Below are 17,065 nucleotides of genomic sequence, written 5' to 3' on the forward strand. Positions count from 1 at the left end.
AAACCAGATGCGCCCGAACCCGAAAATCTCCACATCTCGTCGGAGACAGCCGTAAAAAAGGAAAAGAACCGACGGAATACGTCTAGAGACAAAGTAATTCGGGCGTTAAGCTGTCCTTTCTCTAAGTAACAAACGGTAAGTTTATCCGGTCCGCTTTACAATGAGTGCTTGGATGACAGATACTGACAACCTGAGCCGCCGTCGCTTCCTGCAGGCGACCGGCGGTGCGGCATCGGCTGTGGCCCTCGCTGGCTGTACCGGTGGGAACGAGGACGACAGCGACCAGACGACCGAAGGCAACTCGACCGACGGAGGCGACCAAGCGGACAAGCCGAACGACGACGCTAACGTTCTTCGTCTCATCAACTCCACGATGAGTACGCTGGACCCCGTGAAGGCGACCGACACCGCCTCCGGGACCGTCATCCAGCAAGTGTTCGACGCGATGATGAACTACCCGAACGGGACCATCGAAGTCGAACCCCAACTCGCCAAAGGTCACGAAGTCTCCGACGACTTCAAGACGTACACGCTCAAGCTCAAGGAAGGCGCGAAGTTCCACAACGGCGACGAAGTTACGGCCCAAGACTTCGTTTACTCGTGGGAACGACTCGCGGCGTCGGACAACTCCCGCCGTGCGTACTTCATCCTCTCGTCCATCGGCGTCGAACACGAGACCGAGACGGTTACGAAGGACGGCGAAGAGACCGAGCAGTACAAGCCCGGTTCGATGGCTGTCGAGGCCACGGACGACTACACCGTCGAGATGCAGCTCTCGGAGCCGTTCCACGCCACGCTCGAGATGCTGGCGTACACGTCGTTCGCCGCGATTCCGGAAGGCATCATCGGCGACATCGACGGCTACGACGGCGAGATGAGCCACAAGAAGTTCTCGACCGAGAACCCCGTCGGTGCCGGTCCCTTCACGTTCGACAAGTGGGAGAGCAACACCGAGGCCAAGGTCTCGAAGTACGAGGACTACCACGGTAGCGCCGCGAACGTGGACGGTATCCACTGGAACATTTCGTCCAGTTCGGACGCCATCTACAACTACGGCGTCGTCAACCAGAACGCCGACATGGTGACGGGCGAACAGCTTCCGACCCCCAAGTACGACCCCAAGAAGGTCAGCGTCGAGAAGACCGACAAACTTGGTCGGAAGGTAGGTACCTACGGTCCCACCAAGAGCGACATGACGATGGACTACACCGGGTTCGCCACCATCAACGCGTTCTACATCGGCTTCAACACCGATGCCGTCGAGAAGCCGGTCCGTCAGGCCGCCGCGTACGCCCTGAATCAGGAGCAGGCCGTCAACAAAGTGTTCAAGGGTCGCGGTGAAGCCTCCTACCACTTCACGCCGCCGTCCATCTACCCCGGCGGAGCGCCCGAGTACCAGAAGCACGCCGAGAACAACTACCCCTACGGCTACAACGAGGCCAAACTCGACAAGGCCCGCGAAGTCATGAAGGAAGCTGGCTACGGCAAGGACAACAAGGCCAAGTTCACCTTCACCGTCTACGAGTCCTCGGATACGTGGTCGGAACTCGGCAAACTCCTGCGCGACAAGCTTTCGAGCGCGTACGTCGATATGAGCGTCGAGAAGGCACCGTTCTCGACCCTGCTCAAGCGCGGTCGGAACGGCAACCTCGAAGCCTACTCGCTCGGGTGGGTCATGGACTGGCCCGCACCGGACAACTTCCTGCAACTGCTCAACCCGCCGCAGACTGACACCTCGAAGGCGGCACCGACCTCCTACATCAACTGGTCGGGAACCGAGGCGTCCAAGAGCGCGAAGGAAGCGTGGAAGACCATCGAGAGTAACGCCGCGCCGACCGACGAGGCCCAGAAAGCCCGCGACGAGGCCTACGTCACGATGGAAGAGGCCAACTGGGAGGACGTTGGCTTCCTGCCGACCTACCACCGCATGGACGAGCGCTTCAAGTACAGCTGGGTCGATTGCCCGCGCTTCGGCGGTGCCGGTGCCAGTCGCCAGATGTACAACAAGGTCGAAATCGGCGACCGGAAGTAACGACGCGAGTCGTCGTAAACAACGACGCCAACCGTCGTAACTGTCGTATTCTTTTTCCGGGCGTAACGTCCTGATTTCGAAATTGACGCGCTGATAGCGATACCGGAACCCGTGTGTGACCCATCGAGAACGTCTGTAGTGCAGATTCCCACGTCGATACCGGAAAGCGCAAGACATAATGAGAGGACCCACAATTTATCATGCATGTACGCGGTCCAGTTTGGGTACGTACAATTCGACCGGAGTAGCCGCAGCCGCGGCGGTGGTTCGCCGTGAGCAGGTGGCAATACTTCGCAAAGCGGGTACTGCTTTCGGTTCCGGTGTTACTGTTCGGAGCATCCATCACGTTCCTCGTGATTCGCGCCGGACCGCTTGACCCGGTATCTGCAATTCTGGGGCCACAGGGAGACCCTCAGGCGTACAACACCATCAAACGACAACTCGGCCTGAATCAACCCCTCTGGCAACAGTATATCGACTACATGGTCAACATGTTCACCCTCAACTTGGGCGAGTCGTGGGTGCTTCAACCCGACACCAGCGTCTACTCGCTGGTGTTGAGTTACGCGCCGCGGACCATCTGGCTCGGGTTCTGGTCGGTCCTCATCGCCATCTTCATCGGCATCCCGCTCGGTTTCTACGCGGGACTGAACCCGAACACGTTCAGTGACTACGTGGCGTCGTTCGGTGGTATCGTCTGGCGCGCGATGCCGAACTTCTGGCTGGCGGTCATCCTGATGAGCGTCCTCTCCCAGTCCGAGAAGTTCTTCTTCGGATTCGACTGGCAGAACTTCCTCTACGCGACGAACGTGACGGGACCGCCACCGCTCGGCGACCTGACCTCGGTGGACGGGTTCACGAAGGCGCTGAAGAAAATCGCCCCGGCCGCAATCGTCCTCGGTTCGGCGTCGATGGGCAACGAGATGCGCATCGGCCGAACCGCGGTGCTGGAGACGGTCAACTCCAACTTCATCGAGACGGCGAAGGCCAAGGGCGTCCCGCCCCGGTCGCTCGTCTGGAAGCACATCTTCCGGAACGCGCTCATCCCGCTGGTGCCAATCATCACGGGCGAGGCGTTCCTGCTCATCGGCGGGTCGGTGCTGGTCGAGACGGTGTTCGACATCAGTGGCATCGGCTACCTGTTCTTCCAAGCGGTCAAGAACGGCGACATGCCGCTGGTCGGGTCGCTGATGTTCATCTTCATCCTGCTCGTCGTCCTCATCAACATCCTGCAGGACTTCCTGTACACGATAATCGACCCACGAGTCGGTTACGACGGAGGTGCCTAACATGAGCGTAGACGAAGACCGAGACGCCTCTATCACGCAACGAATCAAGGACAACCCCGGTCCCGCGATGGGATGGCTCGCGGGCGCACTGCTGTTGTTCGTGCTGGAAGCGGGCGCAGTCGTCCACTTCCTGACCGGACTCTTCGGGACGCCCGTCGAACTGCCGACGCTCCTCACGCGGGAACTCATCCCGAACAACGGCTACCAGACGCCCGCCGGAGCGTGGAAGGAGACGTTCCTGAATCTGGCACCCGCCTACGCGTGGGCGATTCGCGTCGTGCTGATTTACGCCTACGCCTTCGTCTGGATGCTCTGGCTCTGGCGGGGCTACCTCGTCTTCCGAGAGCATTACCGGTACGCCGATTGGACGCCGCGCGACGACATGGTGGACCGACTCCGCGGTCACCGCTGGGGTCAGTTCGGCGCGGTCATCGTCTTCGCGTTCGTCGTGATGGCGATGTTCGCCCCGGCGCTCGGTCCGACGACCGTAGAGCGGACCATCTCGAACCCGTACTCCCATTACATCGAGTACTACAACGACGACGGCCAACTCGAGAACGTCACGGTCGGGTCCGCCAACCTCGAATCGCGTTCGCAGGGGACGCCCGAGCGGAACGTCGGTCCGATGCAGTACGACGACTACGGGCGGTGGCACCCCTTCGGGACGTTACCGACAGGGAAAGACATGTTCACATTCATGGCGGCGGGGGCGAGAATATCGCTGTTCATCGGTCTCGTCTCCATCGGCGTGAGCGGCTTCATCGCGGCGGCGTTCGCGCTGTTGACGGCCTACTACAAGGGGCTGGTAGACCTCGCGGTAGTCATCGTGGGTGACTCGATAATGTCGTTACCCAGACTGCTGTTCGTCATGTTGCTGTCGGTGGTGTTGAGCGGGACGTGGATAGCCGACATCTACAGCGGCGGGTTCCTGCTGGCGCTCATCTTCGCCGGGACCGGGTGGCCGTTCCTCTGGCGGTCGGTCCGTGGTCCCGCGATGCAGGTGGCAGAGCAGGAGTGGATAGACGCCGCGAAGAGCTTCGGACAGCGACCCCGAATCACGATGCAAAAGCACATGGCACCGTACATCCTCGGCTACCTGCTGGTGTACGCCTCCATGAGCCTCGGAGGTATCATCATCGCCGTCGCGGGCCTGTCGTTCCTCGGACTCGGCATCAACCCGCCGACGCCCGAGTGGGGCCGAGCGGTCAACATCGGCCAGTCGTACGTCACCACGTCGTCGTGGCACATCTCGTTCATCCCCGGCGTCCTCATCGTGCTGGTCGTGACCGCGTTCAACGCGCTCGGCGACGGTATCCGCGACGCTATCGACCCGCAGAGTGAAGGTGGCGAAGGCGACGGCGCTGAAGTCGCCGCGGCCGGTGGAGGTGGTGCCTGATGGCACAACGCGAGACCTCCGCGGTCCGAAGCGAGGAGGAACCACTGCTGTCGGTGGACAACCTCCAGACCGCTTTCTTCACGGACAAGGAGACGATTCGCGCCGTGGACGGCGTGAACTTCGACATCCGGCGGGGCGAAACCGTCGGCATCGTCGGCGAGTCCGGGTCGGGCAAGAGCGTCACCGCCCGGTCCATCATGGGACTCGTGGACTCGCCCGGCCGGGTGCTGGAAGGCAGTAGCATCCGGTTCGACGGCGAGGAACTGACCGAGAAGTCCGAGAAACAGTACCGGAACCTCCGAGGGAGCGACATTGCGATGGTCTTCCAAGACCCGCTGACCTCGCTCAACCCGGTGTACACCGTCGGGAACCAAATCAAGGAGGCGCTCCGCCTGCATCAGGACATGCGCGGGTCGGCCGCGACCGACGAGGCCATCGACCTGCTCGAAGCGGTCGGAATTCCCGACGCCTCGCGGCGGGTCACGGAGTACCCCCACGAGTTCTCGGGCGGGATGCGCCAGCGCGCGGTCATCGCCATGGCGCTCGCCTGCGACCCCGAACTGCTCATCTGCGACGAACCCACCACGGCGCTCGACGTGACGATTCAGGCCCAGATTCTCGAACTCCTCCACGAACTGCAGGAGGAGCGAGACCTCGCCATCATGTTCATCACCCACGACATGGGCGTCATCGCGGAGATTTCCGACCGCGTGAACGTGATGTACGCGGGCGAAATCGTCGAGAGCGCGCCGGTCGAAGAGCTGTTCGAGAACCCCCGTCACCCCTACACGCAGGGGCTTCTCCAGTCGATTCCCGGCAACCAACCCGACGCCGACCGACTCCAGACCATCGAAGGCGACGTGCCGACCCCGAACGAACCCGCTGGCTACTGCCGGTTCGAGCCTCGGTGTCCGAAAGCCTTCGAGGACTGCACGCGCGTCCACCCGGCGTCGGTCGAAGTCGATAGCGACACGGACGACCACACCGCGGCCTGTCTGCTCTACCCCGAAGACGCGTCCCGACAGGAGGCCGTCGAGTTACACGAACAGCGTGAGAGCGAGCGAGAGGTGAGCAAACGATGAGCGAACAAGTCCAACAGGAGTCCGTCAGTGTGGCCACGGGCGAGACGCTCGTGGAGGTCAACGACCTCAAGACCTACTACGACGAGGGGGGAATCGTCGATTCGAACCCGGTCAAAGCAGTCGACGGCGTCAACTTCGAAATCAAGCGCGGCGAGACGCTGGGTCTCGTCGGCGAGTCCGGGTGCGGGAAGACGACGCTCGGCCGGACGCTCATCCAACTCGAAGACGCCACGTCCGGCGAAGTGCTGTTCGACGGGACCGACGTGACCGAACTCTCCGGGCAGGACCTGAAAAACTGGCGGCGCAACAGCCAGATGGTGTTTCAGGACCCCGAGTCCAGCCTCAACGACCGGATGACCATCGGCGAAATCGTCCGGGAACCGCTCGACGTTCACGACTGGAAGACCCCCAAAGAGCGCCGCGAGCGAGTCCGCGAACTCCTCGACGTGGTGGGACTTCAGCCCGAACACTACTACCGCTACCCCCACCAGTTCTCGGGCGGTCAGCGCCAGCGCATCGGCATCGCCCGCGCGCTGGCGCTCGAACCCGAGTTCGTCGTGCTGGACGAACCGGTGTCGGCGCTGGACGTGTCGGTGCAGGCCCAGATTCTCAACCTGCTGGAGGACTTACAGGACGAGTTCGGCCTGACCTACCTCTTCATCGCCCACGACCTCTCGGTGGTTCGGCACATCTGCGACCGCGTGGCCGTGATGTATCTGGGCAACGTGATGGAGTTAGGCGAGACCGAAGAGTTGTTCGAGAACCCGAAGAACCCCTACACGCACGCCCTGCTGTCGGCGATTCCGGAACCCGACCCGACGGCCAACAAGGACCGAATCACCCTGCGCGGGACGCCGCCGAGTCCGCGCGACCCGCCGAAGGGATGTCCGTTCACCACGCGATGTCCGATGAAGATTCGGCCCGACAAGTATCAGGACATGGACCCCGACGTATGGGTCGCCATCGAGGTGTTCCGCGAGGTGCTTCGGGAACGGGCGCGCGCCGACAAGTCGCTGACCGAGCAGGCGAAGGAGATGCTCGGGATGGAGACGCGATTCTCCGACATCGGCGAAATCCGGCGGGAACTGTTCGGCCACCTCGACCTCTCGCGCGAAGTCGAGGAGTACATCGACCGGGCGGCCAAGCACGTCGAGAACAACGACGAGGCCCAAGCCCGCGCGGTGCTACGCGAGGAGTTCGGGAGCATCTGTGATTCCGAGACTCCCGACAACCACGTCGTCAGCGATAGCGGACGGGTAAGCCACTGTCACCGCCACAAGTCCGAGTACACCGAACCGGACGAGTTCGTCCCGTACACCGAACGGTAGATGTCGTCCACGGGTCCCGAGATGTCCGGTTCCTCCGGTCTCTCGTTTCGTGCGCGCCAACTCCTAGACGCCGTGATCTACGGGCTAGCGGTCGCCGCGGTGGTGTTCGTCCTCGGCGTAGCGGTCGGACTTGCAGTCGGCGGCGTCTTCGTGACCGCGAAGTACGTCATGTTCGTCGTGGGTCTCCTGCTGTTCGGGTACGCGACGTTTCAACTGCGTCCGGACCCACCGTGGGACACCGAACAGACCGAAGACGGCAAGGTCAGAGTGACCAAGAACGAACCGAAAGGGTCAGTCGTCGGCGGCCGGGACGAGACCAAGTTTCAGGCGGCCGTCCAGCGGATTCCGCCGCTTTCCCACTGGTCGCTTCCGCCGAACGAGCGCCTCCCCGTCGGGGGAAAGATGTTCGTCGCGAGTCTGGCGACGTTGGCGTGGTCGTTCGTGATGGAGACGGTGTTCGGCGTCGGCGTGTGAGTCTCAGGGAAGCGCGCGTCTCACGCTCGACGTGAGTTCTTTCAACAGGTATCTGAGTTTCACCGACTTCGTCCTGTCCGACCGAGTGTACAGAGTCCCGAGTTCGGAGTCGTCGAGTCGGACCGGGTCGAACTCCGGGTCCCGAATCCGCGAGATGGCTTCCGCGAGCAGGTCTTGGGCCTCGGAGTGTTGGGCCTCCCGTATCCGCTCCCACGAGTGAAAGTCGGTGATGTCTATCGTTCGCTCCGCGACGATTTCCCCGCCGTCTAAGGTCTCGGTGAACTTCTGGACCGTCACCCCGGTCTCCGAGCGGCCGTGGAGGAACTCCCAGAAACCGGGCGGTCCGCCGCGGTACTCCCGGAGGTTGCCGTGGTGGAACCCAACGACGCCGTGTTCGGTGGTCGAGAGGATGTCACCGGTGAGTATGCCGACGCTGTGGTGGAGGCAAACGTCGCACGACGATTCGATGGTTTCGAGGGTTTCGTCGTTCAGACCGACTTGCAGGCCGTCCATCACGCCTTCGGTCGTGTGTACGTCCACGCCGTCGAACAGCGCTAACTCGTCGATGGGACGCCAGCGTTTGAGGTCACCGACGACTCGCTTCTGGACGAACCTGCCGATTCGCTCGGCGATTCCGGGGTCGCTCCGTTCTAGCTCCTCGGGCGAGATTTTGTGCGGAACGTCCACGAGAACGACGAGTTCCAGCGTCGCCGCCGTCGAATCGACCATCTCCGATAGCGCGTCTACGAACCACTCTTCGAGATAGTCGAACCCCAACAGCAAGCATACCGGCGTACTATCTCGGGACACGCGGGTTTCTTTCTCCCCCTGATATAAGTATTTTAACGGTGTCGGGACTCCCGAACCGGCCGCAGGAATCCGATTGAGAAGCTTAGCAAACCGTCGCGGGGTGGCAGTCGGTCCCGGCGGTCCACCCTCCGAACGGCCGTCCCCGGTCCGTTGGCACCCAAACAACAGATTTTACCATACGTAGGCCGTCAGGCGTACACATGCCAAAGACTGGGGACGGGGACGACGAACCCGATTACGCCGAGCAGATTGCCGCGAGTTCGGAAGTCCACAAGGGCGCGTGGCAACGCACCTTAGAGGACATGCAGGCGATGGAAGAAGAACTCGAAGCGGAAGGCTGGGACGTAGTGACAATCGGGGCGGGCCACACCGCGCCGACGAACCCCGACGTGGGCGAGACCGACCGCTGGGGGTTCGTCCACGTCATCCCCGACAACAAGGCCGAACCGTTCGAGCAAGCGGTCGAGACCGGTAAGTTCCCCCAATACCGGGTGTTCCGCAACGAGATGGAGGGTCGCATCTTCATGCTGACCCAACTGCTAGACCCCGACTCGGAGACGGTCATCCTCATCGCGGGGAACTTCGAGATGCGCCACGCGCCCGGACTGGTCAAGACCGCACTGGAGGAAGACGAGATGTACACCCACGTCCAGAAACTCGACAAGACCCACCTCGGGTCGTTCCGCCACGACGACGTGGAGAAGTTCTTCCCCGAACCGCACAAGTACGCGGGCTATCAAGTGGAGTTCGGCGACGTGCTGGACGAAGAGGCGGAGTCGGAGTAAGTCGTCTTTTTTTGCGAACTCCGAATTCGAGCGAACGGACGCAAATGTCCGGTTCGTAGACTACAAGAAGTCCCAACCCGTAACGCGGCAACATGAACGTCGGCGAAGCCATGACGCCACGCTCGGAGGTCGTGACCGTAGAACTTCCGGGCACCCGCGACGACGTACTGGAGTATCTACAGGAGCGGTCGTTCTCGTCCGTTCCCGTGGTCAAGAACAGCGGCGGGACCGAGGAGTTCCGCGGACTCATCTCCCGAGACGACCTCATCGAGAACCCCGACGAGGACCAACTCGCCATGCTGATGCGCGAGGTTCCGACCACCACGCAGGACACCACCATCGAAGAAGTGGCGGCCCTGATGGTCGAAGAGGGCGCGCGCCGCGTGCCGGTCGTGGACGGCGAACTCGAAGGCATCGTCACCGTCACCGACGTAGTGCGGGCCATCGCCGACGAGGACGCCGACGGTGACTCGCCGGTCGGCGACATCGCTTCGCGCGACGTGAACACCACCTACGTCGAAGTGCCCCTGACCGTCGCCGAGCGCGAACTCTACTACGCCAACCTCCCCTACGCGGTCGTTCTCGACGAGGAAGGCGACATGGACGGCGTACTGACCGAGGTGGACATCATCGAAGTCGCCCGCGTGGTCGAAGGCGAGGCCGACACCGGCAACTCCATCGCCGACGAGGACGACGACTGGAAGTGGGAGTCCATCAAGGCCGTCGGGAAACGCTACCTGCCGACTCGGAACGTCGAGATTCCGGCCGCGCCGGTCCGCGAGTTCATGACCGACGACGTAGTGACCGTCTCCAGTGAGAAGACCGCCAAGCAAGCGGCCCAGATGATGCTCCGCCACGACGTAGAGCAGATTCCGCTGGTGAACGGCGACCGACTCACGGGCATCGTTCGGGACACCAACCTGCTGGAGGCGATTCGATGAGCAACGCCGACCTCGTGGAACTCGCCAAGCGGCGGGGCTACTTCTTCCAGTCCGCGGGCGCGTACGGCGGCGTCTCGGGCTTCTACACCTACGGTCCGCAGGGCGCGACCCTCAAGCAGAACGTCGAGAACTCGTGGCGCGAGCGGTTCCAGATTCGGGAGGGCCACCGCGAAATCGACGCCCCGACCGTGATGCCCGAACCCGTCTTCGAGGCGTCGGGCCACCTCGACACCTTCGACGATATGCTCGTGGAGTGTCCCGAGTGCGGCGAGAGCCATCGGGCGGACCACCTCATCGAGGACAACACCGACATCGAGGAAGCCGAGAGCATCCCCATCTCGGAAGTCGAAGACCTCATCGCCGAACACGACTTACAGTGTCCGAGTTGCGGCACCGAACTCGGCGGCGTTCCGGTCGAGGACTTCAACCTGATGTTCGAGACCAACATCGGTCCGGGCAGTTCCTCGCCGGGGTATCTCCGACCGGAGACCGCACAGGGCATCTTCGTGGAGTTCCCGCAACTCGCCGAGTACGCCCGCAACCAGTTGCCCTTCGGCATCACCCAAATCGGCAAGGCCTACCGGAACGAGATTTCCCCGCGCAAGTCCATCGTCCGCGTCCGGGAATTCACGCAGGCCGAGTTGGAACACTTCATCGACCCGACCGAAGACGAACCCGAGTTGGAGCGAGTGGCGGACGTGGAACTCAAACTCTACCCCGCCGACGAACAGGAGAAAGACGACGGCGAGTACGTCTACAAGACCGTCCGAGAAGCCGTCGAAGAGGGGCTGGTCCACGAGTGGGTCGCCTACTATCTGGGCGTCGGCAAGCAGTGGTACGAGTCCATCGGTGTGGACATGGACCGCTTCCGGTTCCGCCAGCACCTCTCGGGCGAACTCGCCCACTACGCCGCGGACTGCTGGGACGCCGAGGCCGAGGTCGGCGGCGACTGGATAGAGATTACGGGCTACGCCTACCGGAGCGACTACGACCTGAGCAAACACGACGAGTACTCCGACGACGACTTCACCGTCTTCAAGCAGTACGACGAACCGAAGGTGGTCGAACGCGCCACCGTGGACCCGGACATGAGCTACCTCGGTCCGGAGTTCGGCGGACAGGCGGGCGAGGTGGCCGACGCCCTCGAAACGCTGGCCGAACGCGACCGGACCGCCTTCGACGGCGACGAGGTGACGGTCGAAGTTGACGGCGAGGAACACGCGATTCCCACCGAGAAGACCGGGTTCGGCGTCGAGGAGGTCAAGGAGACGGGCGAACACGTCATGCCCCACGTCGTGGAACCCTCCATCGGCATCGACCGAGTTCTCTACACGGTCCTCGACCACGCCTACGAGGACGACGTTATCGAGGGCGAGGAACGGAGCTATCTCGCACTCGAACCCGAAGTCGCGCCCACGTTCGTCGGCGTCTTCCCGCTGGTCAACAAGGAGGGCATGGACGACCGAGCGCGCGAAATCGCCGACGACCTGCGCGCGGAGGGTCTCGACGTGACCTACGACGACTCTGGTAGCATCGGCCGACGCTACCGCCGACAGGACGAGGTGGGCACGCCGTTCTGCGTCACGGTGGACGACGAGACTGCCGACACCGTGACCCTCCGGGAGCGCGACTCGACCGAACAGGTCCGAGTCGCCATCGAGGACCTGCCGGACCTGCTCACGGACCTCCGCGAGGGCGAGACCACCTTCGCGGACCTCGACGCGCCCGCCGCAGAACAGTAACCGTGTCCCTGCCCAGCGAGGTCAAGCGCCGGATGGTCCACGTCTCCGGGACGGGGTATCCGGCGCTGTATCTGCTCGGCCTCGTGAACTACGACCAGTTACGACTCCTGCTCGTGGCGAGTTCGGTCGCCGCAATCGTGCTGGAGACGATTCGGTTGTTCGTGGGTCTCGACTGGCGCATCTTCGAGGAACTCACCCGCGAGTACGAGCAGGACAACCTCGCTGGCTACGCGCTGTACATGTTCGGCATGACCGCGGCGGCCCTCGCCTTCGAACCGCGGATAGCCATCCCCGCGATGCTGATGCTCACCATCGCCGACCCGATTAGCGGACTCGCGGGGTCGGGCGAGTTGGGCGTGAAGGCGACTCACACCCTCCTGCTCACGTTCGGGGTGTGTCTGCTCATCACCAGTCTGTCGGGGCTTCCGCTCGTCGCCGCCGTTCTCGGTGCGCTGGCCGCGACACTCGCCGACGGGATGAAGCCCATCGTCGCGGGCTACGTCATCGACGACAACCTCACGATTCCGGTCGGGTCTGCGGTGGCGATGTATCTGGCGTTGCGCTACCTGCCGACGGTTTCGCTTTAAGCAATATTTTTGTTTCTTTTAGAAATGTTCTGTTTTGTCAGAGAACGGTGGATGTTGTTGTCGGTTCTCGTCGCGGACGTAGTGAGGAAGTTCTAGAAAGCCCTCGCTCTCTCCGCAACAGCACCGCAACCGCGGGAACTACGACGGCAAAGAAGTCTCAGAAAGCCCCCGCCCGCTCGCGGTCGCTCAGTGACATATTCTCGCGCCTCACTTCGTTCGGCGCTCGAATAGGGGTCACTGAGACGACCACGGTAAACGCGAGCGGGCGGCCCCTTTCATCCACCCAAACCGGTGGGTTGGTCGGCCGAGCGCGTCCCCGTGGGAGGTAACGCCGAGCGCATCTCGGCAGGTGGTCGGCCGGGCGCGTTTTCGTGGTTTGATTGGCCGGGCGCGTCCCGGTGGAACGTTCCACCGGGCGCGTTCCACTTTCACCCCGATAGGCGAATCCTTTAATCACTTGACGACCAACCTGCCCACGAATGGCGACGACCGGGGACCAGCAGTACGTGGACCACGAACTCCTCGTCCCGGAGTTCATCGAGCGCCGGATGTACCAGTTGCAACTCGCGGGGTCGGCGAAGAGCCGCCACACCTTGGTCTGCCTGCCGACCGGACTCGGCAAGACCACCGTGAGTCTGCTGGTCACGGCCGAGCGACTGTCGAACGTGGGCGGTAAGAGCCTGTTGCTCGCGCCCACGAAGCCCCTCGTCCAGCAACACGCCGACTTCTACCGGGAGGCCCTCCGAATTCCCGACGACGACATCGTGGTGTTCACCGGCGAGGTGTCGCCCGACGAGCGCACGGAACTCTGGCAGAGCGCGACAGTCGTCATCGCGACGCCGCAGGTCGTGGAGAACGACCTCGTGGGAAGCCGAATCGACCTCGGGCCCGTCTCGCACGTCACCTTCGACGAGTGCCACCGCGCGACGGGCGACTACGCCTACAACTACATCGCCGAGCGATACCACCAAGACGCCAAGAAACCCCTCGTCACGGGAATGAGCGCCTCGCCCGGTGGCGACGAGGAGGAGATTCTGGAGGTGTGCGAGAACCTCGGCATCGACAACGTGGAGGTGATGACCGAGGAGGACTCCGACGTAGACGAGTACACCCACGACACCGATGTCGAGTGGGAACGCGTCGAGTTGCCCGACGAGGTGCTAGAGATTCGGGACGCCCTCAACGAGGTGGTCGAGGACCGACTGGCGAAGTTGAAGGAACTCGGCGTCACCCGCAAGACCAGCGCCGACCTCTCGGAGACCGACATCAAGAAGATGCGCGCGGAACTCCAGCAACTCATCGACAACGACCAGTCCGAGGGGTTCAAGGGGATGTCGGCGCTCGCCGAGATTCGAAAGCTCCGGACAGCCGTCACCTACGTCGAGACCCAGAGCGTCGAAGCCCTCCGGCGGTACTTCGAACGCCAGCGCAACGCCGCCCGGTCGTCGGGCGCGTCGAAGGCCAGCCAGCGGTTCGTCTCCGAACCCAAAGTCAAGGAAGCGATGCGCAGAGCCGAGGAGTACGACGGACTCCACCCGAAGTACTCCCGTGCCCGGATGCGAATCGCCGAGACGCTCGGCATCGAGAACGGCGAGCGAGTCATCGTGTTCACCGAGTCGCGCGACACCGCCGAGGCCCTGACCGACTTTTTGGGCCAGCACTTCGACGCCCAGCGGTTCGTCGGACAGGGCGACAAGGACGGAAGCGACGGGATGACCCAGAACGAACAGCAGGACGTGCTGAACCGCTTCAAGGCCAACGAGTTCGAGGTACTGGTCTCGACTTCGGTCGCCGAGGAGGGTCTGGACGTGCCCGAGGTGGACCTCGTGCTGTTCTACGAACCGGTCCCCACGGCCATCCGGTCCATCCAGCGCAAGGGTCGGACCGGCCGACAGGCCAAGGGTCGGGTCGCGGTCCTGCTCGCCGAAGACACCCGCGACGAGGCCTACTTCTGGATTTCCAAGCGCCGCGAGAACGAGATGGAAGACGAGTTGCGGAAGCTGAAGGGAGTCGCCGACGAGGTGGAAGAGGAACTGGACGACTCTCAGCGACAGTTAGGCGACTTCGGTCCGCCCGGCGAGGCGGACGGAGACGGGTCGAAGACCGAAGTCGAACCCGGCCTTCGGAAGTTCGACGCGGGCGGCGAAAAGACCGAAGCAGAGAGCGAGGAATCGGCCGCTGACGACGGGGGCGTCGTCGCCACCGCCGAACCAGACGGCGAGACGGTCGAAATCGTGGCCGACCAGCGCGAACTCGACTCGACTATCGCGCGGGACCTCTCGACCCGCGACGGAATCGAGACCCGCCTCGAAACGCTCTCCGTCGGTGACTACGTGCTGAGCGACCGAGTGGTAGTCGAGCGCAAGTCGGTCTCGGACTTCCTCGACACCCTGACCGGCGGCGACCGGTCGATGTTCGAGCAGGTCGGTGACGCGACCCGACATTACGCCCGGCCCGTCCTGATTCTGGAGGGCGGGGACCTCTACGAGAAGCGAAACGTCCACCCCAACGCGGTTCGGGGTGCGCTGGCGTCGCTGGCGGTCGATTTCGGCGCGAGCGTTCTGAGGACGACCGACGAGGACGACACCGCCGACCTGTTGGAAGTCGTCGCCACCCGCGAACAGGAGCGAGACGGCCGAGAGGTGTCCGTTCACGGCGAGAAGGCGAGCAAGACGCTGGCCGAACAGCAGGAGTACGTCGTCTCGTCCATCGCCGACATCGGTCCCGTGACCGCCCGGTCGCTCTTGGAGGAGTTCAAGACGGTCGAAGCGGTGATGACGGCCCGAGAGGACGATTTGCTGGAGGCTCAAGGCGTCGGTGAAGTCACCGCCGAGCGAATCCGAGAAGTCGTCGGAAGCGAGTACGACCGGTAGCGATACCACTCGGTTGTGAACAGTGGTGAACGATTCGGGGGAACCGGTCGTTACCGCGTCCGAGTTCGGGGTCCCTGCGTGCGAAACCGTGGCTTACTCGCGGGTAGGAAGAGTGTAATATCCTGTTTTCGGTCGAAACTCGGTAAAACGGCCGTGACGACTTAAGGCTCCCAAGAATCTTTGAGTAGCTACCGAGTAAATGAAATACGAACGGCCTTCCACCGAGGACACGACGGGAAGTGCGAGTTCGCTCTACGGCGAGTCGAACCACGAAGCCGAGGGAAGCCGCGACGAGCGGACGCTGTACGGCGAGCCGTGTCACGAGGTCGAGTCGGACCGCAACGAGCAGACGCTGTACGGCGAACCCCAACACGAGAGTCAGGACGAGCGCCGCGAACTCCCGGACGTGGACCTCCTGTTTGCGCGGATGCGCGCCGAGTCCGTCACCGGCCCGACCGTGCTACCACCGCGTTTGGAGTCGCAGACGGCGAACACTACGGAACGATAGTCACCGGCACTACTTCTTCTTCGACCACGGTGTGGGCCGCGCTTCCGAGGATAGCCCGACTGATAGCGCCGCTCCCGTGGTGACCCATGACAACGTGGTCGTAGCCGCGTTCCTCGACGAGTTCGAGTACGTCCTTGCCGACACGCTCGCCCGGTCGGAATTCGAGGTTCACGTCGGTCGAGACTTCGGGTTCGTCGGCGATACCGGCCGCTTCGAGGCGTTCTCTGGCGCGCCGGAGGATGTCGTCGGTCGCGTCGGTCTCGGTGTCGGTGACGTGGACGACGTGGAGCGACCCCTCGAATCGCCGGGCGAACTCGATAGCGAAGTCCAGCGCGCGGAAACTGCACTCCGAGCCATCGACGGGGACGAGAATTTCCATGCGCTCACGAGAACGGGACGCGACGAGTTAACGGTTCGCCCGGTCGAGCGCGGCGAGGGCTTCCGCGGCCTCGCGGGTGGCCGCCAGCAGGTCGCGCGAGCGGGCCACGTCGTCGGTCCCCTCGGCCTCGCGCGCGAGGGCGGTCAGTTTTCGGACCAGCGACTCGCGGGCGGTAGCGAGATTGGCCGCGTCGTCGCCCGCAGTGCGCGCGGGTTCGCGGGCGCGTTCGGGGTCACGCCCGTTCGCAGGCGCGTGAGCGTGCGCTCGTTCGCGCCCGGCGTGGTCGTGTTCGTGCGCGCGTCCGGCGTCGGCGGACGCGCGCCGGTCTCCGGAGGTGTGGCGATTCCCGGACGCGCGCTGGTCGCTCTGCTCGGAAGGGGGTCGGCGCACGTTCGACCGGTCTACGTGTCTGTCGGCGACTCGAACCCCGTCGATTTCGACGCGGGGTTCGTCGTCGGTGGCTCGGTCGGCCGGTTCCGCGGACCGGTCGGCCGATTGCTCCACCGAGTCGGCCGATTCCGCGGACGAGTCCGCGGAATCGGCCGCGGAAGCGTCCCGCGGGGCCTGTCCGTCGGAGTCCGCCTGCGCCTGTTCCTGCGCGCTCGCGTCGGTCCCGTGCTGGCAGGTCGGACAGAACTCCTGTCCGTCGTATCGAAAGATGGGGTCGCCACACTCGTTGCAGTGCTTGCCCGTCATCGTCGCGCCCTGAAGTAGGAGTTCGCTCATCCGGCGGGTGTTCTCGCGGTCCTTCTCGTCGCGCTCGTACTTCTCTCGAAGTTTCTCGCGCTCGGCCTCCTTGTCGAATCCCGAATCGTCGCTACTCATGTGCGTTAGAAGGC

Annotated in this window: 15 protein-coding genes; 12 read left to right on the forward strand and 3 right to left on the reverse strand. The window is 63.3% G+C overall.

Annotated features, from left to right (window positions below; translation table 11 throughout):
* Positions 1–172: 172 nt before the first annotated feature.
* From P2T60_RS15325 to P2T60_RS15350, 6 genes are all read left to right on the forward strand, one after another.
* Positions 173–2,032 carry an ABC transporter substrate-binding protein gene (locus P2T60_RS15325; protein ID WP_276280111.1) on the forward strand — a complete coding sequence of 620 codons (1,860 nt, stop codon included), beginning with the start codon at positions 173–175 and terminating at the stop codon, positions 2,030–2,032.
* 272 nt (positions 2,033–2,304) lie between these two features.
* Positions 2,305–3,321: an ABC transporter permease gene (locus tag P2T60_RS15330; RefSeq protein ID WP_276280112.1), complete on the forward strand. Its 1,017-nt coding sequence runs from the start codon at positions 2,305–2,307 to the stop codon at positions 3,319–3,321.
* A 1-nt stretch (position 3,322) separates the two neighbouring features.
* Positions 3,323–4,717, forward strand: a complete 1,395-nt coding sequence (locus P2T60_RS15335; protein WP_276280113.1) for an ABC transporter permease — start codon at positions 3,323–3,325, stop codon at positions 4,715–4,717.
* Positions 4,717–5,799 (forward strand): ABC transporter ATP-binding protein, encoded by a 1,083-nt coding sequence (locus tag P2T60_RS15340; protein ID WP_276280114.1) that lies wholly within the window; start codon positions 4,717–4,719, stop codon positions 5,797–5,799. The genes P2T60_RS15335 and P2T60_RS15340 overlap by 1 nt, the downstream gene beginning before the upstream one ends.
* Positions 5,796–7,127, forward strand: a complete 1,332-nt coding sequence (locus P2T60_RS15345; protein WP_276280115.1) for an ABC transporter ATP-binding protein — start codon at positions 5,796–5,798, stop codon at positions 7,125–7,127. The genes P2T60_RS15340 and P2T60_RS15345 overlap by 4 nt, the downstream gene beginning before the upstream one ends.
* A 21-nt stretch (positions 7,128–7,148) precedes the next feature.
* Positions 7,149–7,601, forward strand: coding sequence for a DUF7555 family protein (locus P2T60_RS15350; RefSeq protein ID WP_276280116.1), 453 nt, complete (start codon positions 7,149–7,151; stop codon positions 7,599–7,601).
* A 3-nt stretch (positions 7,602–7,604) separates the two neighbouring features.
* On the opposite strand, the gene P2T60_RS15355 is transcribed toward P2T60_RS15350, so the two are convergent.
* A complete protein-coding gene (locus P2T60_RS15355) occupies positions 7,605–8,378 on the reverse strand; it encodes a formyltransferase family protein (RefSeq protein WP_276280117.1) in 774 nt (257 codons plus the stop codon).
* A 233-nt stretch (positions 8,379–8,611) separates the two neighbouring features.
* On the opposite strand from P2T60_RS15355, the gene P2T60_RS15360 reads away from it, so the two are divergent.
* From P2T60_RS15360 to P2T60_RS15385, 6 genes are all read left to right on the forward strand, one after another.
* Positions 8,612–9,196, forward strand: a complete 585-nt coding sequence (locus P2T60_RS15360) for a DUF7529 family protein (RefSeq protein WP_276280118.1) — start codon at positions 8,612–8,614, stop codon at positions 9,194–9,196.
* A 92-nt stretch (positions 9,197–9,288) separates the two neighbouring features.
* A complete protein-coding gene (locus P2T60_RS15365) occupies positions 9,289–10,137 on the forward strand; it encodes a CBS domain-containing protein (RefSeq protein WP_276280119.1) in 849 nt (282 codons plus the stop codon).
* Positions 10,134–11,879 (forward strand): glycine--tRNA ligase, encoded by a 1,746-nt coding sequence (glyS, locus tag P2T60_RS15370; protein WP_276280120.1) that lies wholly within the window; start codon positions 10,134–10,136, stop codon positions 11,877–11,879. Before P2T60_RS15365 ends, glyS begins: the two co-directional genes overlap by 4 nt.
* A gap of 8 nt (positions 11,880–11,887) precedes the next feature.
* Positions 11,888–12,466, forward strand: a complete 579-nt coding sequence (locus P2T60_RS15375; protein WP_276282221.1) for a diacylglycerol/polyprenol kinase family protein — start codon at positions 11,888–11,890, stop codon at positions 12,464–12,466.
* A gap of 479 nt (positions 12,467–12,945) precedes the next feature.
* The gene (locus P2T60_RS15380; RefSeq protein WP_276280121.1) at positions 12,946–15,339 is read left to right on the forward strand and encodes a DEAD/DEAH box helicase; all 2,394 of its coding nucleotides are present in this window, start codon (positions 12,946–12,948) and stop codon (positions 15,337–15,339) included.
* A 199-nt stretch (positions 15,340–15,538) separates the two neighbouring features.
* Positions 15,539–15,847, forward strand: a complete 309-nt coding sequence (locus P2T60_RS15385; RefSeq protein ID WP_276280122.1) for a hypothetical protein — start codon at positions 15,539–15,541, stop codon at positions 15,845–15,847.
* Here the strand turns inward: P2T60_RS15385 and P2T60_RS15390 are convergent.
* Both P2T60_RS15390 and P2T60_RS15395 read right to left on the reverse strand, forming a co-directional pair.
* Positions 15,834–16,226: a universal stress protein gene (locus P2T60_RS15390; RefSeq protein WP_276280123.1), complete on the reverse strand. Its 393-nt coding sequence runs from the start codon at positions 16,224–16,226 to the stop codon at positions 15,834–15,836. The genes P2T60_RS15385 and P2T60_RS15390 overlap by 14 nt on opposite strands.
* Before the next feature lie 27 nt (positions 16,227–16,253).
* Complete coding sequence (locus P2T60_RS15395) at positions 16,254–17,051, reverse strand: Sjogren's syndrome/scleroderma autoantigen 1 family protein (RefSeq protein WP_276280124.1); 798 nt, start codon at positions 17,049–17,051, stop codon at positions 16,254–16,256.
* Positions 17,052–17,065 lie beyond the last annotated feature (14 nt).

It is taken from the genome of Halorussus caseinilyticus (assembly GCF_029338395.1).
In the GTDB taxonomy this organism is placed as follows: Archaea; Halobacteriota; Halobacteria; order Halobacteriales; family Haladaptataceae; genus Halorussus; species Halorussus caseinilyticus.

Bases quoted from the DNA above. Each gene is read 5' to 3' on its own strand.
- P2T60_RS15390 (WP_276280123.1), bottom strand. From the start codon at position 16,226: ATGGAAATTCTCGTCCCCGTCGATGGCTCGGAGTGCAGTTTCCGCGCG.
- P2T60_RS15380 (WP_276280121.1), top strand. From the start codon at position 12,946: ATGGCGACGACCGGGGACCAGCAGTACGTGGACCACGAACTCCTCGTC.
- P2T60_RS15350 (WP_276280116.1), top strand. From the start codon at position 7,149: ATGTCCGGTTCCTCCGGTCTCTCGTTTCGTGCGCGCCAACTCCTAGAC.
- P2T60_RS15385 (WP_276280122.1), top strand. From the start codon at position 15,539: ATGAAATACGAACGGCCTTCCACCGAGGACACGACGGGAAGTGCGAGT.
- P2T60_RS15340 (WP_276280114.1), top strand. From the start codon at position 4,717: ATGGCACAACGCGAGACCTCCGCGGTCCGAAGCGAGGAGGAACCACTG.
- P2T60_RS15360 (WP_276280118.1), top strand. From the start codon at position 8,612: ATGCCAAAGACTGGGGACGGGGACGACGAACCCGATTACGCCGAGCAG.
- P2T60_RS15335 (WP_276280113.1), top strand. From the start codon at position 3,323: ATGAGCGTAGACGAAGACCGAGACGCCTCTATCACGCAACGAATCAAG.
- P2T60_RS15325 (WP_276280111.1), top strand. From the start codon at position 173: ATGACAGATACTGACAACCTGAGCCGCCGTCGCTTCCTGCAGGCGACC.
- P2T60_RS15365 (WP_276280119.1), top strand. From the start codon at position 9,289: ATGAACGTCGGCGAAGCCATGACGCCACGCTCGGAGGTCGTGACCGTA.
- glyS (WP_276280120.1), top strand. From the start codon at position 10,134: ATGAGCAACGCCGACCTCGTGGAACTCGCCAAGCGGCGGGGCTACTTC.
- P2T60_RS15395 (WP_276280124.1), bottom strand. From the start codon at position 17,051: ATGAGTAGCGACGATTCGGGATTCGACAAGGAGGCCGAGCGCGAGAAA.
- P2T60_RS15345 (WP_276280115.1), top strand. From the start codon at position 5,796: ATGAGCGAACAAGTCCAACAGGAGTCCGTCAGTGTGGCCACGGGCGAG.